17 protein-coding genes and 1 pseudogene are annotated in these 19289 nt (G+C 67.4%); 7 read left to right on the top strand and 11 right to left on the bottom strand.

Annotated features, from left to right (window positions below):
• Positions 1–67 precede the first annotated feature (67 nt).
• Positions 68–547: a helix-turn-helix domain-containing protein gene (locus ACI38Z_RS07885; protein ID WP_439789645.1), complete on the bottom strand. Its 480-nt coding sequence runs from the start codon at positions 545–547 to the stop codon at positions 68–70.
• Between the two features lie 74 nt (positions 548–621).
• On the opposite strand from ACI38Z_RS07885, the gene ACI38Z_RS07880 reads away from it, so the two are divergent.
• Entirely contained in the window at positions 622–885 is a 264-nt protein-coding gene (locus ACI38Z_RS07880; RefSeq protein ID WP_439789644.1) for a helix-turn-helix domain-containing protein, read from the top strand.
• A gap of 214 nt (positions 886–1099) precedes the next feature.
• Positions 1100–2053 (top strand): L-lactate dehydrogenase, encoded by a 954-nt coding sequence (locus ACI38Z_RS07875; RefSeq protein ID WP_439789642.1) that lies wholly within the window; start codon positions 1100–1102, stop codon positions 2051–2053.
• Between the two features lie 89 nt (positions 2054–2142).
• Here ACI38Z_RS07875 and ACI38Z_RS07870 read toward each other — a convergent pair whose 3' ends face one another.
• Genes ACI38Z_RS07870 through cbiM form a run of 3 tightly spaced genes read right to left on the bottom strand, consistent with a single transcriptional unit; the run spans position 2143 to position 4810 of the window.
• Positions 2143–2895, bottom strand: a complete 753-nt coding sequence (locus ACI38Z_RS07870) for an energy-coupling factor ABC transporter ATP-binding protein (protein WP_439789641.1) — start codon at positions 2893–2895, stop codon at positions 2143–2145.
• Positions 2896–3723 carry an energy-coupling factor transporter transmembrane component T gene (locus ACI38Z_RS07865; protein WP_439789640.1) on the bottom strand — a complete coding sequence of 276 codons (828 nt, stop codon included), beginning with the start codon at positions 3721–3723 and terminating at the stop codon, positions 2896–2898.
• The gene (gene cbiM / locus ACI38Z_RS07860; RefSeq protein WP_439789639.1) at positions 3716–4810 is read right to left on the bottom strand and encodes a cobalt transporter CbiM; all 1095 of its coding nucleotides are present in this window, start codon (positions 4808–4810) and stop codon (positions 3716–3718) included. The genes ACI38Z_RS07865 and cbiM overlap by 8 nt, the downstream gene beginning before the upstream one ends.
• A gap of 261 nt (positions 4811–5071) precedes the next feature.
• Here cbiM and ACI38Z_RS07855 point away from each other — a divergent pair, with 261 nt between their 5' ends.
• The gene (locus tag ACI38Z_RS07855; RefSeq protein WP_439789638.1) at positions 5072–6163 is read left to right on the top strand and encodes a YdcF family protein; all 1092 of its coding nucleotides are present in this window, start codon (positions 5072–5074) and stop codon (positions 6161–6163) included.
• Between the two features lie 182 nt (positions 6164–6345).
• On the opposite strand, the gene ACI38Z_RS07850 is transcribed toward ACI38Z_RS07855, so the two are convergent.
• Together ACI38Z_RS07850 and ACI38Z_RS07845 are read right to left on the bottom strand one after the other, a co-directional pair.
• The gene (locus ACI38Z_RS07850; protein ID WP_439789637.1) at positions 6346–8394 is read right to left on the bottom strand and encodes a heavy metal translocating P-type ATPase; all 2049 of its coding nucleotides are present in this window, start codon (positions 8392–8394) and stop codon (positions 6346–6348) included.
• Positions 8395–8573: 179 nt separating this feature from the next.
• Positions 8574–8786, bottom strand: coding sequence for a (2Fe-2S)-binding protein (locus tag ACI38Z_RS07845; RefSeq protein WP_439789636.1), 213 nt, complete (start codon positions 8784–8786; stop codon positions 8574–8576).
• Positions 8787–8973: 187 nt separating this feature from the next.
• Here ACI38Z_RS07845 and ACI38Z_RS07840 point away from each other — a divergent pair, with 187 nt between their 5' ends.
• From ACI38Z_RS07840 to ACI38Z_RS07830, 3 genes are all read left to right on the top strand, one after another.
• Positions 8974–11706, top strand: a complete 2733-nt coding sequence (locus ACI38Z_RS07840) for an ATP-dependent helicase (RefSeq protein ID WP_439789635.1) — start codon at positions 8974–8976, stop codon at positions 11704–11706.
• A 15-nt stretch (positions 11707–11721) separates the two neighbouring features.
• Positions 11722–12498 (top strand): mechanosensitive ion channel family protein, encoded by a 777-nt coding sequence (locus ACI38Z_RS07835; protein WP_439789634.1) that lies wholly within the window; start codon positions 11722–11724, stop codon positions 12496–12498.
• 63 nt (positions 12499–12561) lie between these two features.
• On the top strand, positions 12562–13260 hold the full coding sequence (locus ACI38Z_RS07830) for a 5'-methylthioadenosine/adenosylhomocysteine nucleosidase (RefSeq protein ID WP_439789633.1): 699 nt from the start codon (positions 12562–12564) through the stop codon (positions 13258–13260).
• Positions 13261–13343: 83 nt separating this feature from the next.
• On the opposite strand, the gene ACI38Z_RS07825 is transcribed toward ACI38Z_RS07830, so the two are convergent.
• From ACI38Z_RS07825 to ACI38Z_RS07805, 5 genes are all read right to left on the bottom strand, one after another.
• Positions 13344–14807, bottom strand: a complete 1464-nt coding sequence (locus ACI38Z_RS07825) for an RNA-binding domain-containing protein (protein ID WP_439789632.1) — start codon at positions 14805–14807, stop codon at positions 13344–13346.
• A gap of 241 nt (positions 14808–15048) precedes the next feature.
• Entirely contained in the window at positions 15049–15864 is an 816-nt protein-coding gene (locus ACI38Z_RS07820; RefSeq protein ID WP_439789631.1) for an S-methyl-5'-thioadenosine phosphorylase, read from the bottom strand.
• A gap of 48 nt (positions 15865–15912) precedes the next feature.
• Complete coding sequence (gene mtnA, locus ACI38Z_RS07815; RefSeq protein WP_439789630.1) at positions 15913–17058, bottom strand: S-methyl-5-thioribose-1-phosphate isomerase; 1146 nt, start codon at positions 17056–17058, stop codon at positions 15913–15915.
• Between the two features lie 9 nt (positions 17059–17067).
• Positions 17068–17781, bottom strand: a complete 714-nt coding sequence (locus ACI38Z_RS07810) for a class II aldolase/adducin family protein (RefSeq protein ID WP_439789629.1) — start codon at positions 17779–17781, stop codon at positions 17068–17070.
• A 63-nt stretch (positions 17782–17844) separates the two neighbouring features.
• A complete protein-coding gene (locus ACI38Z_RS07805) occupies positions 17845–18714 on the bottom strand; it encodes a DegV family protein (protein ID WP_439789628.1) in 870 nt (289 codons plus the stop codon).
• A 329-nt stretch (positions 18715–19043) separates the two neighbouring features.
• On the opposite strand from ACI38Z_RS07805, the pseudogene ACI38Z_RS07800 reads away from it, so the two are divergent.
• Positions 19044–19289, top strand: a pseudogene (locus tag ACI38Z_RS07800) (hypothetical protein); the annotation flags it as partial.

The following is a 19289-nucleotide window of genomic DNA, read 5'->3' as shown; positions in this document are numbered from 1 at the left end:
CCATAGTATGACTTAGCGAATAACTCATACTATGGAGCGTTCTTATTATGAGTTAGCGCCGCCCGCCCTACGTGTTGCGGTTGCGCCACTCACTCGGGCTCATGCTGCACCACGAGCCGAACGCGCGCAAGAAGCTGTTGAGTTCCAGGTATCCCAGTAGGTAGGCGATCTGGTCGGTTCCCGTGGCCGTTGTCTTGAGGTAGTGCTTGGCCAGGAGCTCGCGCGTGTGGTTGAGCTGCCTCTGGAACGTGGTGCCCTCCTCGTCCAGCTTGCGCTGGAGGGTGCGGCAGCCCACGCCCAGGCGCCGCGCGGCGTCGTCCGGTGGAGAAGAACATGGCGTCTGAGTTGGTGTTCGCCACCAAAAGGGTGCATGGAAGACGGCTGAAAGACGGTAGAGAGACAGTAGATAGAGAGTAGAGAGTCGGCGGATAGTACGTAGAGAGTAAAGAGAGCTGGTGGACAGTAGGGAGGCAGTACGTAGAGAGTAGCGGGACGGTAGAGGGTACAAGTAGAGAGCGGAGGGACGGCTAGATTGACCGTTCCCCATGCGCGCGCCATCCATTTCGCTATGGCGATTGACACGCCGATTGTCAGCTCAGACTAACGTGCAAAGGAGTTGCCTTGGACTTTCCAAAAGACGATTGCCTCGGCCCGACCATCTATCGTTTGCTGAGGGAGCAGGGCAAGACGCAGGCCGAGCTTGCACGGTATGGTCATTGGAGTCCTGCGTACGTATCTAAGATGATTCATGCAACCAACAACATGCCATCGCTGCAGAAGGCAAAGCGAATTGCGGACTTCTTTGGACTGACGCTCGACCAGCTTTGGGAGGAGCATATGGTCGATGAGATGCGCCAAAGGAGAAGTTCGAGGCACGCCGATTGATGTCTCATCCAACGGGAAGTCCCACGCGTCGCTACATGCTGACGCTCTGACGTTTGTGCCGCGAGCGAGGGCCCCGTTCTTCTCGCCCGTAATATGACAGTGCTGCGCAGTTTCAGGCTGTTTCCAAAACGTTTCGCGCTGGCACGCCGCGTTGTGCAACCATGACCGCGGCCGCGGCTCGCCGCGGAAGGACTCAACCAAGCGAGGAGTGCACATGAGCTTCAGGAACTCCAAGGTCGTGATCGTCGGCGCGGGCAACGTCGGCTCCACCACGGCGTTCAGCATCGTCAGCCAGGGCCTCTGCGAGGACGTCTGCCTCATCGACATCAACAAGGAGGTCGCGGAGGGCCAGGCGCTCGACATGCGCGACGCGGTCTACTTCATGAACCGCAACATGCACGTGCACGCCGGCGACTACGGCGAGTGCGAGGACGCGGACATCGTGGTCATCACGGCCGCGGCGCCCATGCCCAAGGACTCCAACGACCGCCTGGAGATGCTCAAGCCGAGCCTCCACGTCGTGCGCGACGTGGTGGAGAAGGTCATGGCCTCGGGCTTCAACGGCATCTTCATCGTGGTGTCCAACCCCGTCGACATCATGACGTACTACACCTGGCGCGTGTCCGGCCTGCCGCGCGAGCGCGTGATCGGTTCCGGCACCAACCTGGACACCGCGCGCCTGTGCCGTGCGCTCTCCGACATGTACGACCTCGCGCCCGCGAGCGTGGAGGCCTACGTCCTGGGCGAGCACGGCGACTCCGAGATCGTGAGCTGGAACAGCGCGACCATCGGCGGCAAGCGCGTGGACGCCGTGCTGCGCGACAACGCGCCCCGCACCAAGGGCACCACGCTCGAGGACCTGCGCAAGCGCACCGTGCAGGCGGGCTGGGACGTCTTCAGCCGCAAGGGCAACACCTGCTACGGCATCGGCGCGAGCGTCACGTCCATCGCCAAGTCGATCCTGCTGGACGAGGGCCGCATCATGCCCGTCTCCGTCTACGTGGACGGCATGTACGGCATCAACGGCACGTACCTCTCCGTCCCGACGATCCTTGACCACACGGGCGCCAAGGAGATCGTGGAGATCGGCCTGCAGGAGGACGAGCTCTCCGCGCTGCAGAAGTCGGCGGAGCTCCTGCACTCGTTCTACGCGAGGCTCGACGCCTAGCGTCAGGTCAGACGAAGGCTCCCTAGGGGAGAAGAGCGGCGGGCGGCACCCGGGCATCGGGGCCGTCCGCCGCGTTCTTCTCGCCTGGGCTACTCGTTCACGTGCACGTGCGGACGGTCCGCGTAGCCGTGGAAGTCGCCCATGTAGACAAAGTAGTCCGCAAGCTCGTCCGCGAGCGACTGGTCGTGCGTCGCCACCACGAGCGTCTTGCCGGCACGCTTGAGCTCCTTGAGGAAGCCGAGCAGCCACTCCTGCGTGCGTGCGTCGAGCGCGGCCATGGGCTCGTCCAGGCAGAGCACGTCCGGGTTGAGGGCCAGGATCGCGGCTATGGCAACCTTCTTCTTCTCGCCACCGCTGAGGTTGTACGGCGCTCGGTCGCGCAGGTCCTCGATTCCCAGCAGGCGCAGGCAGTCGTCCACGCGGCGTCGCTGCTCGTCGGCGGGCAGCCCCATCTGCGCGGGACCGAACGCGACCTCGGCCTCAACGCTTGCCGTGAAGAGCATGGCGTCGCTGTCCTGGAAGACAAAGCCCACGCGCTGGTGCAGACGGCGCGAGAAGTCCGCGTCGCGCATGGATGCCGCGTCCACCACCTGCCCGTCGAAGCGATACGTCCCAACCTGCGGGTGGACGAGCCCGCTCATGGCCTTGAGCAGCGTGGACTTGCCCGAGCCGTTGTCTCCCATCAACACCACGGAGTCGCCTGCGTCGATGGAGAGGTCGATGTGACGCAGCACCGGCCTGTCCCCGTAGGCAAAGCAGAAGTCGTCAAAGCGCATGAGCGGCGGACGAGAGTCCCCGGCGTGCGGATGGTGGAGTCCCAGCGGATGTACGTTGCCATGCATCTATACCAGTCCCTGCAGGTAGAAGAAGAGGGCGAGAAGGACGAGGCCTCCCGCCAGCCACGCGGCGTCCACCGCGCGGGCATGCGGGCGGGTGGCGTCGGGCGCCGCCTGGTACGTGCCGTCGAAGCAGCGGCAAGCCATGGCGTCGGCCGTGTCGGCCGCGGAGCGCCCCGCCTTGAGAAGAAGCACGCCTCCCACGCCCCCGATTGAGGAGCGCTTGTCGCGGTCGCGTCCCACGCTGCGCAGGCGCAGTGCCACGAGCACCTCTGACGCGGTGCGACCCAGCTCCACGATGCTCCTGAGCGCGAGGTCGAGCGTGAGGATGGCCGTTGCGGGAACGCGGAGCGTGCGGAGTGCGCGCGTGAGCCGTGCGGCAGGGGTGGAGAGTGCGACCTCCATGGCCACGAGGCAGGTGGTGAGGACCTTCGTGCCCAGCAGGAGCGGGGAGTGCGCCTGGCCCAGGAGGAGCGCGGGGACCATCAGCAGAAAGGTGAGGCCCGCCGCCGCACAGGCCACGGCCATGGAGCGACGCAACGCGCGCAGGGGGAGAAGCGCGGCCCTCGCCAGGGCAAGGCAGAGCGCCACCAGCACGAAGGCGAAGTTGCCGGAAAGCGACGTGAGCAGGATGAGGCCGAGTCCCAGCACGAGCTTGAGCGGGGTGGAGGGACTCACCGGGGTTGACTGGCCGTCGTCCAGGCGCATGCGCGCGAGCACGCCCGCGAGCGAGAGCAGGCTCTTGGTGAGGAAGCCGTCGTGGTCCCGCGGGGGATCGTAGCTCTCGCCCTGCGTGAGCCAAGCGGGTATCTGCGCATCACGCGGGCTAGTCATCGTCACGCGGTCCAAAGTCGACCTTGGGCGTGGATGCGCCTGACAGCAGGCGGAAGGCTATCAGCAGCAGGGAGACTCCCGCGACGGCGCTCAGCACGTAGCCGAGCCAGCTGGGAAGCGCCCCGAGGGAGTAGTCGGGCATGAGCGACGACCACTCCCAGCCGTGTGCCATGCCCGAGGGCGTGTAGCCCACGCGCGTGGCGAGGTCTGCCGTGGACCACTCGCCCCAGGCGTCGCCTGTGGCGATGAGTCCCAGCGGCGTCGCAATTGCGAGCGCCGCCACGAGGCCGAGCACCGGCCCCGCCGCGCGCACGGTGCGCACGGGAGCCGGCTGCGCGCCCACGTCGTCGCTGGCGCCCGCCAACCCCGTCCCGCCAAAGCGCGCGAGGCCAAAGTCCGGCGCGACTCGCCGCACGAAGCCCAGGATCCCCACCGTGAAGACGACCTCCGCAGCGCCCCACACGGTGAGGTGGCCAATCATCATGGCGGGCACGCTCACCCAGAGCGGGTAGGGGCAGAAGAGCGCGCGCCCAGCCGCGTCGTGAAAGAGCAACGGCTGGATTCCCAGCTCCAGGGCGCAGCAGAGCGCCGCGGCGTTGATGCCCACGTACGAGGCGATGCCGGCGGCGCGAAGCTCCTGGCCAAGGCCCGAGGACCCGGAGCCGCCGTCCTTCACGCCCGCATGGCGCGCCTGGCGCCTGCGCACGAGCGAGAAGACCGCGTAGCCGCACATGGGGAGCACGAAGGCCATGTTGAGGCAGTTGGCCGGCAGGGCGAGTATGCCGCCGTCGCCAAAGAGGACCGCCTGGATCGCGAGGGCGATGCTGATGGCGATGCAGGCCGTCCATGGGCCGAAGAGTATGGCCACCAGCGTGCCGGCAACGGCATGGCCCGTGGTGCCGCCGGGGAGCGGGATGTTGAACATCATCGCGAGGAAGCAGAACGCGGCGGCCACGCCCACGAGCGGCATCTTCTGGCGGGGGACCTCCTCGCGCATGTGCCGGGCGGCGCGCACCCACACGGGCACCATGGCCACGGCTATCACGCCGCAGGTCTGCGGGCTCAGGTAGTTCTCTGGGATGTGCATCGCGCCTCCTTCCAAGGGACAAGCGCGATGGGCTCCCTGTCCCGCGCTGTCGAAGCTCTAATGTAGCCCAGCCGACGCACCCGCGCCACATGACGAATGTCACGACTTTCGTGACCGCCGCGTCGCGCGCGTATCGCACGTAGCTCGTCCCGTTGCCTCGGGCGCAGTTCACGCCGAAGGCGTGCTGTCTGAGCACCGAGGCAACTGGACGAGCCTGCGCCTATAATCGGTGCTCGACCGAAGCCGACCTTGCGAGGACCTATGGACACCTTGACAGCAGACCCTCTGTACCCCCTGCTCATGGCGCTTCTCTGCGTGGCGCCGGTGGCGTTTGCCATCGTGCGCGTGCGAGAGGAGCGCACCCTCTGGCTTGGCTTCTGGGCGCTGGCCGGGGCCGCGTCGCTGGTCGTGCTGGTGGAGGTGCTGCTCGTGGGCTACCTGCCACTGGGCGACCATCCCCTCGCGCAGACGGCCAACCTCGTCGTGTTGGGAATCCTGCTGGTGATGCTGCTCGCGTTCCCCGTGGTGCTCGTGGTGACGCTCATCGTGACCGGCGTGCGGCTGATCCGTCGCGAGGGCGTGCGGCCCGCCAACCTGCTCTCGCTGGGGCTGGGCGTGGCGATGGTCGCCTACGTGCTGGTGTGGCCGCTGCTGCGCGGGCGCCTGACGGGCCTGCCCGTGCTGGGGAGCGTGCTCGACCTGCTGTTTGGCATCGCGTCCAGCCTGATTGGCGTGGCGGGCGTCGCCTTCACGCTCTACACCGTGAGCGGCCTCGTGGCGCAGGTGCCGCACCCGCTCAGGCGCTACCGCTACGTGGTGGCGCTGGGCTCCGGCCTCATCGACGGCCGCCGCGTGACGCCGCTGCTCGCGCACCGCGTGGACCGAGCCATCTGGGCGTGGCGCCGCAACCCCGGCTCCACCATCGTGATGTCCGGCGGGCAGGGCCCTGACGAGGCCGTGAGCGAGGCCAGCGCCATGCGCGACTACGCCATTGGCCAGGGCGTCCCCGCAGAGGCCATCGTCTGCGAGGAGCGCTCCCGCAACACGCGCGAGAACGTGCGCTTCTCGCACGACCTCATACGGGCAAACGGGGGAGAAGGGCGCGGCCCCGCGAAGGATGGGCGCATCCTCGTGGTGAGCGACGACTACCACGTGTTCCGCGCGCTGCTGCTCACGCGCGAGGCGGGCTTCAGGGCGGACGGCATCGGCAGCCACGTGAGGCTGTACTTCTCGCTCAACGCGCTCGTGCGCGAGTGGGTGGCGTACGTGGTGCTGCGCAAGCGCGCGTTCACGGCGATCACAGTCGTGGTGCTCGTGCTTAACGTGCTGCTCTGGGCCGCGATGCACCTGTAATACTGTAGCCGCGCGGCTTGGCCCTCCGGCCGGCTTGTCCCTCCTGCCGTGCACACACGCCGATTCCCACGGTGCACGGCCCCGCGACATGGCGCCGCCCGCCCGGCTCGGGCGCAGTTCACGCCGAAGGCGTGCTGTCTGAGCACCGAGTCGGGCGGGCGGGGCCTCTGCAACTGGGCCTGCTACTTGTCGGATCCTGCCGCGAGCGTGCGCGTCGCGTTGAGGACGCACAGCACCATCACGCCCACGTCGCCAAAGACCGCGAGCCACATGGGGGCGAGGCCGAGCACCGCGAGGACCAGGATGGCCACCTTGACCGCGATGGCGAACACGATGTTCTGACGTGCGATCGCGAGGGTCCTGCGCGCGATGCGGATGGCGACGGCGACCTTGGAGGGCTTGTCGTCCATCAGCACCACGTCCGCCGCCTCGATCGCGGCGTCGGAGCCGAGCGCGCCCATGGCCACGCCCACGTCCGCGCGGGCCAGGACCGGCGCGTCGTTGATGCCGTCGCCCACGAATGCGAGCGTGGCGTCCTCGCCCTTCTCGCCCATGAGGCGCTCCACCTGCGAGATCTTGTCCTGCGGCATGAGCTCGGCGTGGTACTCGTCCAGGCCCAGCTGCTGCGCGACGGCAGCCGCGGCCGCCTCGCGGTCTCCCGTGAGCATGACGGACTTGGCGACGCCCTCGGCGCGCAGGCTCGCGATCGCCTGCGCCGAGTCGGGCTTGACCTCGTCGGAGATGTGCACGTGGCCGGCGTACGTGCCGTCCACCGCCACGTGGACGATGGTCCCGCCCAGCGTGTGGCAGGTCACGGGCGTGGCGCCCACCGTCTGCATCAGGCGGTCGTTGCCCACGGCGACGCGGTGGCCGTTCACGGTCGCGATGACGCCCTCGCCGGCGCGCTCGGTCACGTCGATCACCTTGCAGTCGTCGCCGTCGCAGGGGAAGGCGTCGCGCAGCGCCGCGGCGATGGGGTGCGTGGAGTTTGCCTCCACGTGGGCGGCCAGGTGCAGGAGCTGCTCGTCGGAAAGGTCGGTCGAGTGCACCTGCGTCACCTTGAACGTGCCCTTGGTGAGCGTGCCCGTCTTGTCGAACACGACGACCCTGGTCTTGGCGAGCGCCTCGAGGTAGTTGGAGCCCTTCACGAGGATGCCGTGGCGGGACGCGCCGCCGATGCCGCCAAAGAACGTCAGCGGGACGGAGAGCACGAGCGCGCAGGGGCAGCTCACGACCAGGAACGTGAGTGCGCGCAGCAGCCACGTGGCGAACGTGCCGCCAAAGTCGCCCGAGAAGAGCGGCGGCAGCAGGGCGACGGCGATGGCCAGGTACACCACGATGGGGGTGTACACCTTGGCGAAGCGCTTGATGAAGTTCTCCGAGCGGGACTTGCTCTTGCCCGCGTTCTGCACGAGGTCGAGGATCTTGCTCGCGGTGGACTCGCCAAACGCCTTGGTCACGCGGACGCGGATGAGGCCGGACACGTTGATGCAGCCGGACGCGACCTCCTGGCCAACGGTGACGTCGCGGGGCACGCTCTCGCCGGTCAGGGCCACGGTGTTGAGGCTGGAGGTTCCCTCGGTCACGACGCCGTCGAGCGCGACCTTCTCGCCCGGGCGGACCTGGATGACCTCGCCTATCCGCACGTCGTTGGGGTCGACGCTCACCACGGAGCCGTCGCGCTCCACGTTGGCGACGTCGGGGCGGATGTTCATGAGGTCCGCGATCGAGCGCTTGGAGCGGTCCTCCGCCAGGCCCTCGAAGAGCTCGCCCACCTGGAAGAACAGCATCACGAAGACCGCCTCGGCAAACTGGGGCTCGCCGCCGGGGACGAAGCCGATCAGCAGCGCGCCCAGGGTCGCGACGGACATGAGGAAGTCCTCGTCAAACGGGTGGCCGGACGCGACGGACTCCGCGGCCTCGCGCAGGACGCTGCCGCCCGCCACCAGGTAGGAGGGAAGGTACGTGAGGAGCTGCACCCAGAGCGGCAGGCCGGGGGCGAGCAGCCTGTTCACCACGACGGCCGCGACCAGCAGGACGGCGGAAATCGCGATCTTCCTCTTGAGGACGGCGGGGTCCTCGTCATCGTTATCGTCTTCGGGCTCGGCGTCCGCGTTCCCCTTGTCGAGCCCGCCCTCGCACGCGCACGAGCCGTCGTGCGCGCGCTGGTGCGCCGCGACGGCCCTGGGCTCGCGCTCGTCTTCGTCGTGCTTGCAGCAGCTGCAGGACATGGCCTCTCCTTTTATCCACGCCGTCCCGTCCGCGCTGTCCGAATCCGTGCGGACGGGACTGGTCCTGTATGAATTGAACACATGAGCAAACATTCATAACTACTGGTGACAGTGTTGCATCTGCCTTTCGTCCTGTCAAGCGTCAACCGCAGATTAGATAAAGGGGCGACCTTGTGTCGCTAGATGCCGAGCGTTCCCTCGGATTCCGCGCGGACCTCCTGCAGAAAGTCGCGCACCACGTAGTCCAGCGCCTCGCGGCACCTGCCGCAGCCCGTGCCCGCGCCCGTCACGCGCGAGACCTCGTCCGCCGTGGTCGCGCCGCCGCGGATCGCCTTCATGATGTCCGCGTAGGTGACGTCGCGGCAGTTGCAGAACTTCTTGCTCATCTTCATGGGGGCTCCCATCAGGCGTGCGTCCGTTGCGGCCATCATAGCGTTTGCCTGCGCGACCGTCCATCGGCCCGCTTGCCTTCCGCCCGCGCCTTGCAGCGTTCGTGCGGAGGTCTTCCCAAAACGCAATTCGCGTCCGCTTCCTGCGCTAGACTCTTTCGGTACGACAATGAGGCTATAGGAGAAGTACATGCCCTTTGACCAGCAACAATCCCTCTTTTCCCTAACGGGCGGCCAGCCGGCGCCCGGCGGCGCGGCATCCGCCTCCGCCCCCGTGCCCGAGCCCGACCTGGTGCCGCTCGACGCCTACGGCGCAGCGCCCGAGCCCGAGGAGGAGCCCGCGTACCAGGACGCCGCGCCCTTCTCGCCCGCGCCTGCCCCCGCCATGCCGGCGGTCGACCTGGACGGCCTGAACGAGCAGCAGCGCACGGCGGCCGAGTGCACGCACGGCCCGCTCCTGGTGCTCGCCGGCGCAGGATCCGGCAAGACGCGCGTGCTCACGTACCGCATCGCGCACATGATCGCGGACGAGGGCGTGCGCCCTTGGCAGGTGCTGGCCATCACGTTCACCAACAAGGCCGCCGCGGAGATGCGCGAGCGCCTGGGGAGGCTGCTTCCCGGCGGCACGCGCGGCATGTGGATCTGCACGTTCCACGCCATGTGCGTGAGGATGCTGCGCGAGGACGCGGACCTGCTGGGCTACAAGCCAAACTTCACGATCTACGACGACGATGACTCGAAGCGCCTGGTCAAGAGCATCATGGGCGACCTCGACATCGACGCCAAGCAGTGCCCGCTGCCGGCCATCCGCTCCAAGATCAGCCAGGCCAAGAACGCGCTCGTCAGCGCGGAGGAGATGAGCTCCCAGGCGCAGTCGCCCGTGGAGCGCGCCGCGGCCCGCGTGTACACGGAGCTGGACCGCCGCCTGGCCCGCGCCAACGCGATGGACTTCGACGACCTGCTGGTCAAGACTTTCGAGCTCCTGAGCAAGGAGCCCGAGGTGCTCGACCACTACCAGGAGCGCTTCCGCCAGATAAGCGTGGACGAGTACCAGGACACCAACGCGGTGCAGTATGCGATCACGAACCTCCTGGCGCGCAAGTACCGCAACCTCATGGTCGTGGGCGACGACGACCAGTCCATCTACAGCTGGCGCGGCGCGGACATCAAGAACATTCTGAGCTTCCGCAAGGACTACCCGGACGCCGTGGTGGTCAAGCTCGAGCAGAACTACCGCTCGTACGGCCACATCCTCAACGCGGCCAACGCCGTGGTGCGCAACAACTCCAAGCGCGAGTCCAAGCGCCTGTTCACGACCCGTGGCGACGGCGAGAAGATCAAGGTCTTCCAGGCGGCGGACGAGCGGGACGAGGGCCGCTGGATCGGCTCGGAGATCGAGAAGCTGCACGACAGGGGCACGAGCTACGACGACGTGGCCGTGTTCTACCGCACCAACGCGCAGTCGCGCACGCTCGAGGACATGTTCCTGCGCGCGGGCGTGCCGTACAAGATCGTGGGCGGCACGAGGTTCTTCGACCGCGCGGAGATTCGCGACGTGATGGCCTACCTCAAGCTCGTGGTGAACCCGGACGACGACGTGAGCGCCCTGCGCGTCATCAACACGCCGAGGCGCGGCATCGGGACCACGTCGGTCAACCGCATCAGGAACTACGCCACGGAGCATGGGATCTCGTTCTTCTCGGCCGCGGAGGCCTGCGTCACGGAGCCGGGGCTCATCGGCGCCAAGGCCAGGAACGCGCTCGCGGGCTTCACCAACGCCATCGAGGCGGCGCGCCACTTCGACGGCGAGCTCGCGGACGTGGTGCAGATGATCATCGACCGCACGGGCCTCATCCAGGCGCTCGAGGCGGAGCAGACCGTCGAGGCGGACAGCAGGGTCGAGAACATCAAGGAGTTCTTTGGCGTCGCGCAGGAGTTCGACGAGACGCACGACGACGCCGTGGCCACGCTGGAGAGCCTGGAGCAGCTGCGCGAGGCCGGGGCGCTGGACGCCCAGGGCGCGACGGACGGCTCCGGCTCCCCGGAGGGCGAGTCGCGAGCGCAGCGAGCGAGCGAGGCGACGCCGTCGCCGAGCGCCGAGCCCGCGGGGGAGCCGGGGGCGTCCGCACTGCCCCCAGTCACGGCGCAGAAGCTCCCCGCCTTCATGGAGTGGCTCGCCCTCAGGAGCGACCTCGACTCGCTCGCGGGCCAGTCGAGCGCCGTCACGATGATGACGATCCACTCCGCCAAGGGCTTGGAGTTCCCCGTCGTGTTCGTTGCCGGCATGGAGGAGGGCATCTTCCCGCACCGCGCGCACGAGGGCGACGCGGAGTCCATCGAGGAGGAGCGGCGCCTTGCGTACGTGGCCATCACGCGCGCTGAGGAGCGGCTCTACCTCACGTATGCCGTCACCAGGCGCATGTTCGGCTCCGTGCAGACCAACCCGCGCAGCCGCTTCCTAAACGAGATCCCGGCCGAGGACGTGGACGCCATCGGCGTGGGCTCCTCTGGCTTCAGCGGCGTGGGATGGGAGAAGCGAGGCGACCGTCACGGCACGTACGGCTCGGGCCGCGGGTCCGAGGTCTACGGCGGGCACGTGTTTGGCAGCCACACGCGCTCGACCGGCGGCCGCCCGCAGGATACGGGCGTGCCCACCTGGCCGGGAAGGCCCACGGGGTCCAAGGCGACCCTGGGCGGGCACGGTGGCTCGGGCACGGTGCCTGGCTCCTCTCGCCCGGCGATGCGTCCCGACCGCAAGAAGGCGGCGGAGACCTTCGCGCCCGGCGACCAGATATCGCACAAGACGTTTGGCCCCGGCATCGTGAAGGAGGCGCAGGGCGACACCATCACGGTGTACTTCACGCGCACGGGCAAGACCAAGAAGCTCATGAAGGGCTTCGCGCCCATCGTCAAGATCAGCTAGCGGGGGGACGTGCCCATGGACTGGAACGATCTTTTGGGGAGGGTGGTCTACCTCGCCGTGGCCGTGGCGGTCACGGCGCTGGTGGACCGCGGTGTCACGCGCGTCACCCGGCGCGTTCTGGACGCCTCGTCAATACCCTCGGCCTCGATCTTCGTAAACATCATCCGCGGCGTGATCTGGGCGTTTGGCCTGCTCTCCGTGCTGGAGCCCGTCTTTGGCATCAAGGCCACGGCCTTTGTGGCAGCCCTGGGCGTCACGTCCGTCGTGCTGTCCTTTGGCCTGCAGGACACGGTGTCCAACGTGTTCAGCGGGTTGGGGCTCATGCTGGGCAAGGTGGTCCAGCCGGGCGACTACGTGGAGGTCGCCGGGTTCGAGGGCTTCGTGACGGACGTCAACTGGCGCCACACCACGGTGCAGGACCGCCTGGGCAACCAGCAGATCATCCCCAACAGCGTGCTCAACAAGACGGCGTTCACGCGCAAGAGCGCGTCCACGGCCGGGAGCTGCGGCGTCGACTTCCTGGTGCGTCCGGACGCGGACCTCGCCGCCGTGACGGCCGAGGTGGTGCGCGACGCTACGGCGGCCCTGGCGGGCGTGGCCGACCCCGCCTACGAGGTGAGCGTGAGCTTCACCGGCATGGACGCCTACGGCACGCACGGCACGGTGTGGATGCACGTGAAGGACGACGCGACCTTCTCCGCCGCGCAGGACCGCGTGGCGCGCGTGCTGCAGGGCAGGCCCTGGCTCGCGGACTCGCAGGTCGCGGGCGAGAAGGACGGCCCCGCGCGCTAGCGGCGACGACCCAGCGGCGCCCGGCGCGGGCGCCCCAACCACTATTACAACCTGGAGGATTGCATGAAGATCGGAATCATCGGCGCGATGGACGTCGAGGTCAGGCACCTGCGCGACGCGGTACAGGACGGAACCACCACGACGGTGGCCGGCATGGTGTTCGACGACGGGACCATCGGCGGCACGCCGGTCACGGTCGTGCGCTGCGGCGTGGGCAAGGTGGACGCCGCGATGTGCGCCCAGGTGCTGATCGACCGCTTTGGCGTGGACCGCATCATCAACACCGGCGTGGCGGGATCGCTCGACGCGCGCCTCAACATAGGCGACGTGCTCGTGAGCACGGACGCCGTCCACCACGACGTGGACGCGACCAACTTTGGCTACGCCCTCGGCGAGGTGCCCAGCCTGGGCATCAGGTTCTTCCCGGCGGACGCGGGCCTGCGCGCCGCGGCCGTGGAGGCCGTCCGCGCGGCGGCTCCGGACGTGGCGTGCGTTGAGGGTCGCGTGGCATCGGGCGACCAGTTCGTTCGCACGCAGGACCAGAAGGATCGCATCAAGAGGGAGTTCGACGCCAGCTGCGTGGAGATGGAGGGTGCGAGCATCGCGCAGACGGCGTGGCTTAACGGCGTGCCCTTCGTGATCGTGCGCGCCATCAGCGACAAGGCGGACGGCTCGGCCGAGGTGGAGTACCCCGTGTTCGAGGCGAAGGCCGCCGAGCACTGCGCCAGGATCGTGCGCCACATGGTGGCCCACCTGTCGTAGGCGCGAGCCGGGTTTCGGCCCACACGGGTTTGTATCAGCAATACGACCGCCCCTGTCCCACGTGTGGGGACAGGGGCGGCTCTTTACTTTGCGGCCGTGTAACGGACGCGTGCTCCCTCGTGGACGGTTGACAGCCTGCCGTCGCCCAGCATTGCCGCAACGACCCTGCGCAGGCGCTTGCTCACGCCCTTGTATCCCAACTGGCGCGAGAGCTCGGACATCAGCAGGGGATGGTCCTGCAGCTGAGCCATGATCTGCCGCTCGAGGGCGTCGTCCTTCTCACCCTGCCTGTCGGTTGGCGCGAAGGCCGGGTGCACGGGGATCTCCACGCTGAGGTAGCTGCGCGCTGGGTCCATGTGGAACCTGGGCAGGGGGGAGCCGTTCTGCCGTAGCGCCCTGAACGTCGTGGGGAAGCCGGTGTTGCGCCCCTCGATCAGGTGGAGCTCCTTGAGGAAGTCTCCGATGCGCCGGTTGCGGTAGATGCGCGACTGGATGTGCAGGTTGGCGATGTCGTCGTCCGTGATGCTGCGGTCGAAGCCGGGGTAGCTCGTGACCTCCATCGACTCCGGCGTGATGCGGACCACGATGGGCTCGGATATCTGGTACGAGCGGTGGTACACGGCGTTGGAGAGGATCTCCTCAACGGCGGCGTAGGGATAGTTGAACACCGTGACCGCCTCGGCCTGGTCGGGCCTCTTGAAGGTCATGCTCCTGATGGCGTAGTTCCTCAGGAAGAGGAGGGCGTCCTTGAGCTGGGTTTGGATGGGACCTGTGAACACCTGCTCCATCATGCCCTCGCCCGTGGGGTCGGGAAGGTCGACGACCTCGATGCGTGCGTACCTGAAGTAGCGCTCGATGTGATCCGAAAACATGAGGAGGCCGACGTTTCGCGGGTGGCGGTCCTCTGGCGGGCCGGACAGGAGCTGCAGGTCGTTTGCCAGCTCCTCCAGCGTCAGCCCCTCGGAGTCGCTATAGAGCGCGCTTCCGACGGACCGCAGGTAGTCGCACATGCGCTCCTTGCTGAGGTCCTCCGGGCTCGCCGTCAGGTTTGGCCTGTCGTCAAACGGGATGTCAGACGACACGTAGAACAGCTCGCGTTCCTCTTGGGGCGACGCGATGACCGTGCTTGCCATCTTGCGGATGTAGTAGCGCTTGTCCGAGGTGTTCTTGCACACGTTCTTGGCCGCCTTGTACGGACGGCCGAAGCCGCCGGGGCACCAGATGACGATGACGTACTTGCCGTCAAGGAGCCGTGGCTCGACGATGGGCTGGTACAGGGGCTCGATGCAGTGGCAGAATCCCTCGAGCTTCTTGAGGATGGGGTCGATGCGGGACTTTGGGATGCCCCTGGGCGGCAGTTGGGGAACGGAGTCCCTCTCCTCCACGCCGATGATGATGTAGCCTCCGCCGATGTTGTCGATGTCGTTTGCGAAGGCGCACATGGTGTGGACGATGGGCTCGGGATTGAAGTCGGTCTTGAACTCGATGCGAGTGGATTCGACGGTCGTCCCGTTTACGAGCTCTGCTATGTCAACCGGTATGGCCATGGCTACCTCGGCAATCGATGGAAACGCGACAATGCGATGATATCAGCGTCGCATATGCGACGCAAGTTTTGTCGCATATGCGACGGACGTCTTGTCGCATCGTCGCACTTTTGCGTCGAGGAGTGCCGACCCCCCCAGGCCGGCAGGCGCGCGTCGCTTGCTAAAGGAGAAGGACGGCCACCTTGGGTGGGCCGTCCTTCTCGCCTGACGCGCTGTTTTTTGCGGATGCCTGCGGCGCTGCCTACGCCAGCTTGTCGAAGAGCGGGGCGGAGGCGGTGCAGTCGTCGTCGATCTGCTCGGGCAGGGCGGGCACCATCTTGTTGATGAGCTCGCGCAGGAGGTGCAGGTTCTCGTTGAAGACCTTCAGCACCTGGTCGTTGGTGACGGCGGCGTACTTGCCCAGGCCGGAGTCGTAGTCGGTCACCAGGCTGATGTTGCAGTAGTGCATGCCCAGCTCGCGGGCGAGCCACGCCTCGGGGTACTGGGTCATGTTGACGACGCTCCAGCCCATCTTCTGGAACCACTCGCTCTCCGCCCTGGTGGAGAAGCGCGGCCCCTGGATGGTGACGACGGTGCCACCGTCGTGCACGGGGATGTTCAGCTCGCGGCAGCAGTCGACGGCGACCTTGCGCATCTCTGCGCAGTAGGGCTCGGCGCCGGGCAGGTGCTGCACGCCCAGGCCAAGGTCGTGGGTGAAGAACGTGTCCGCGCGGCCCTTGGTGCGGTCCACGAACTGGTCACACACCACAAAGTCGCCGGGGTGGATGTCAAGCGAGAGCGAGCCCACGGAGCAGGGGCCGATGACCTGCTTGACGCCCAACATGTGCATGCCCCAGAGGTTGGCGCGGTAGTTGACCTCGCCGGGGGCAAACGTGTGCTTGTGGCCGTGGCGGGGGAGGAACGCGACCTTGCGGCCTGCGATGGTGCCCACGGTGTAGACGTCGGACGGCTGGCCCCAGCGCGTGTCGAGGGACACCTCCTCGTAGTCGCCCTCGAAGAGGCTATAGAAGCCCGAGCCGCCAAAGATGCCGATTTCTGCCTGCGGGAGGTCTGCCATGATGCGATTCCTTTCTTGTTTGATGTGCCGACGCGTTGGTGCCAGGCGCTACTTGAAGAGCGCCGCCAGAGACTCGGTGTACGGGGGACGGCAGATGCCCTTCTCCGTGATGATGGCCGTGATGAGGCTGTGGTCCGTCACGTCGAAGGCCGGGTTGTAGCACTTGACCTCGGGAAGGGCCTTGGGCTCCGCGTACCACATGGTCTTTATCTCGTCAGGGTCGCGCTCCTCGATCTTGATGTCGTCGCCGGTGGGGCAGCCCTGGTCGATGGTGGAGGTGGGTCCCAGCACGTAGAACGGTATGCCGTAGTGCGCGGCCAGGATCGCCACGCCGGACGTGCCGATCTTGTTGGCGGCGTCGCCGTTCATGGCGACGCGGTCGCAGCCCACCATGCATGCCTGCACCCAGCCGTTCTTCATCACGATGGACGCCATGTTGTCGCAGATGAGCGTCACGTCGATGCCGGCGCGCTGGAGCTCGTAGCTCGTGAGGCGCGCGCCCTGCAAGAGCGGCCGCGTCTCGTCCGCAAAGACGTGCACGGTCTTGCCGTGGTCGTGCGCGTAGAACAGCGGCCCCTGGCCCGTGCCGTAGCCCAGGCACGCGAGCGGGCCGGCGTTGCAGTGCGTCAGCACGCCGTCGCCGTCGTGTAGGAGGCTCGCGCCCAGGCGGCTGATCTCCTCCGACATCGCGAGGTCCTCGCGGTGGATGGCCACGGCCTCCTTGCGGAGAAGGTCGACGATGCCGGCCGGGTCCTCTCCCTTGTGCGCGAGCGTCACGCCGTGCATGCGGTTGAGCGCCCACGAGAGGTTGACGGCCGTGGGGCGCGAGGAGTTGAGGTAGGCGCGCTGCCTGTCCATGGCGGAGGCGAAGTCCTCGTAGGAGCCGGCGTGCCGGGCCTCCTGTCGGGCGAGCACGTAGTAGCAGTAGCCCGCGCACACGCCGATGGCGGGTGCCCCGCGCACCTTGAGCTTGAGGATCGCGTCGTACATTTGCTCCGCCGTGGTGAGGCGGATGTGCTCGAGCCTGTTGGGCAGGAGCGTCTGGTCGATGATGACCACGGCGTCACCCTCGGGCGCCAGCTCAACGGCGTCCACGTTCGTGACGCCCTCGGATGCGCTCGCGCCCGCCCTGGCCGCGGCTGCGGCCTCGGGGGAGCCTGGCGTTGCGGTGCCGTCTTCCTCGCTAGTTGCCACGTTCTTCTCCTATTCGCTTGTGCCGTTCTTGCCGTTGTCTGTCGGCGCGTCGTCGCGGTGCGAGGCGCGCCTGCGATAGAACTCGTGCATGCCGCGCAGGTGGTCCACCTGGCCGGGCGTGAGCTCCACGCCGCCGCCCAGGTCGTGCACGGCCTTGAAGATCTTTGCGCTGTGCTCGATGGTCTCCATGAGGTCGAAGGCCGCCCAGACGTCGGCTCCCCAGGCCACTGCCCCGTGGTTGGCGAGCAGGAGGCCGTTGTAGTCGTGCACGTAGGGCAGGATGCTGTTGGGCACCTCGTCCGTGGATAGCATCGCGAAGTCCGCCACGGGGATCTTGCCAAAGTTGAGGATGAGCTCGGGCAGGTACGGCTCCTCGAGCGCGTGCCGGCAGATGGCGAAGGCCGTGGCGTACACGGGGTGCGCGTGCACCACGGCGCGCACGTCCGGGCGGTTGCGGTAGACCGCCAGGTGCATCTTAATCTCGGAGGATGGAAAGCGGCCCGACGCGTCGCCCGCGACCACGTTGCCCTCAAGGTCGCAGCGCACGAGCATGCCGGGGTCCATGCGGCCCTTGCTCACGCCGGAGGGGGTGATCAGGATCTCGTCCTCGCCGGTGCGGACGGAGATGTTGCCGTCGTTGGAGGCCACGTAGCCGCGGTCGTACAGGAGCCTTCCCACCTTGCAGATGTCTTCGCGCACGTCGTCCTGCACGTTCTTCTCCATGCGGCCTCCCGCCGTGTCAGGGCGCCCGCGGCCGCATGGCGGCACGGGGCGCCGGGTTGGTTGCTAGTCAAACTCCGCGTTCTGCACGCCCAGGCCCGCCATGTCCGGTCCGGTGTGGACCAGAAGGTCAGCCGAGAGGTCGTGCCGCTGGACGCTCTCTATGTTGTCGAGCGCGTCGCGCAGGCGGTCCTCCAGCGGCTTGTACAGGGCCGAGGTCGCCGTGGAGCAGCAGATGGCCAGGCGCGCCCTCTTGTACGCGCGGGCCTTCTTGCACACGAGGTCGACCATGGTGTCGAGGGCACGGTCCCACCCGCGGGCCTTCTTGGCGATGGTGTAGTAGCCGTCGTCGTCGCACGTGAGCACGGGCTTGATGTTGAGGACGGAGCCTATGCGATATATGTGACCGTTTATGCGGCCGCCCTTGTAGAGGAAGTCAAGCGACTTGACCGCGAAGAACACGTCGGACTGCTTTGCCACCGTGTCGAGCCGGGCCTCCAGCTCCTCGAAGGGCACGCCCTTCTCGACCATTTCCACGGCGCGCTCCACGACCATGCCCGCGACCATGCCGATGGACCTCGTGTCCACCACCAGGGTGGGGAAGTCCTCCATCTGGCTCGCGATCATGTGGGCGGTCTGGTTGGTGGCGGAAAGCGCGGACGCGATCGTGACCACAACCGCCCTCTGGTAGCCGTCGGCCTTGGCCTGCTCCAGCGCCTGCTGGATCTGGTGCGGGGAGGGGAGGCTCGTGGTCGGGATCTCCTTGTCCAGGCGGCGGGTCACCTCGTCCGCCGTGATGTCGACTCCGCTCTGGAACGCGCTGCCGTCGGAGTAGTTGATGTGCAGCGGCATCACGCGCACGTCGTGCTCCTTGCAGAACTCTGCCGGCGTGTCGGTGCCGGAATCCGTGATGACGGCGATCCTCTGGTCGTTCATGTTGCCTCCGAGGTCCTGTGTCCGCATTGGCCGGCGTCGGTCGCGTGCGGCGGCGCTCCCCAAGCAGGGTCATACCTACTATAGTTCCCCGCGTGCGCGGTCACATACGCGGTCCCGACAAACTCCGCGGGCGAGGGGGCACGTCCTTCTCGCCCGGGGCGAAGGCGTGCGGCGCGCATGGGCAAGAGGCGTGACGGCGACTGTTGTAGACGCTCTGGAGTCGGATTCCAAATCGCGTGGCGGCAAATCGGCGTACCGTATGCTCTTGGTAGGGCCTCGCCCGCGCGGCGGGGCGCCACTCGTTCACGCTTTGGAGGAGATTCTTACTCATGACTCAGGGCAAGATTCGGGAAAGGGACGTCGCAGCCACCAAGGACGCGCAGGTCACGGGCGCCATGGGCGAGAAGGACGGCCGCCGCGCCCGGCGCAGCGCCATCATCCGCGAGCCGGCCGTCGTGCGCCGTCGGGACCAGCAGATGGCCCTGGGCAAGGTCACCTCGAACGGCACCGTGGCCGCCGCGGTCATGGTCATCGCGGCGCTGCTCGCCGTGATCGTGGCCAACTCGCCGGCGTAC

It is taken from the genome of Parafannyhessea sp., from assembly GCF_051876455.1.
Classification (GTDB): Bacteria; Actinomycetota; Coriobacteriia; order Coriobacteriales; family Atopobiaceae; genus Parafannyhessea.
The sequence above is the reverse complement of the archived record's forward strand: the minus strand, read 5'-3'. Positions and strand labels throughout refer to the sequence as shown.

Excerpts from the sequence above, each read along its gene's own strand:
- ACI38Z_RS07885 (WP_439789645.1), bottom strand. The coding sequence starts at position 547 with ATGGGGAACGGTCAATCTAGCCGTCCCTCCGCTCTCTACTTGTACCCT.
- ACI38Z_RS07875 (WP_439789642.1), top strand. The coding sequence starts at position 1,100 with ATGAGCTTCAGGAACTCCAAGGTCGTGATCGTCGGCGCGGGCAACGTC.
- ACI38Z_RS07870 (WP_439789641.1), bottom strand. The coding sequence starts at position 2,895 with ATGCATGGCAACGTACATCCGCTGGGACTCCACCATCCGCACGCCGGG.
- ACI38Z_RS07865 (WP_439789640.1), bottom strand. The coding sequence starts at position 3,723 with ATGACTAGCCCGCGTGATGCGCAGATACCCGCTTGGCTCACGCAGGGC.
- cbiM (WP_439789639.1), bottom strand. The coding sequence starts at position 4,810 with ATGCACATCCCAGAGAACTACCTGAGCCCGCAGACCTGCGGCGTGATA.
- ACI38Z_RS07855 (WP_439789638.1), top strand. The coding sequence starts at position 5,072 with ATGGACACCTTGACAGCAGACCCTCTGTACCCCCTGCTCATGGCGCTT.
- ACI38Z_RS07850 (WP_439789637.1), bottom strand. The coding sequence starts at position 8,394 with ATGTCCTGCAGCTGCTGCAAGCACGACGAAGACGAGCGCGAGCCCAGG.
- ACI38Z_RS07845 (WP_439789636.1), bottom strand. The coding sequence starts at position 8,786 with ATGAAGATGAGCAAGAAGTTCTGCAACTGCCGCGACGTCACCTACGCG.
- ACI38Z_RS07840 (WP_439789635.1), top strand. The coding sequence starts at position 8,974 with ATGCCCTTTGACCAGCAACAATCCCTCTTTTCCCTAACGGGCGGCCAG.
- ACI38Z_RS07835 (WP_439789634.1), top strand. The coding sequence starts at position 11,722 with ATGGACTGGAACGATCTTTTGGGGAGGGTGGTCTACCTCGCCGTGGCC.
- ACI38Z_RS07830 (WP_439789633.1), top strand. The coding sequence starts at position 12,562 with ATGAAGATCGGAATCATCGGCGCGATGGACGTCGAGGTCAGGCACCTG.
- ACI38Z_RS07825 (WP_439789632.1), bottom strand. The coding sequence starts at position 14,807 with ATGGCCATACCGGTTGACATAGCAGAGCTCGTAAACGGGACGACCGTC.
- ACI38Z_RS07820 (WP_439789631.1), bottom strand. The coding sequence starts at position 15,864 with ATGGCAGACCTCCCGCAGGCAGAAATCGGCATCTTTGGCGGCTCGGGC.
- ACI38Z_RS07810 (WP_439789629.1), bottom strand. The coding sequence starts at position 17,781 with ATGGAGAAGAACGTGCAGGACGACGTGCGCGAAGACATCTGCAAGGTG.
- ACI38Z_RS07805 (WP_439789628.1), bottom strand. The coding sequence starts at position 18,714 with ATGAACGACCAGAGGATCGCCGTCATCACGGATTCCGGCACCGACACG.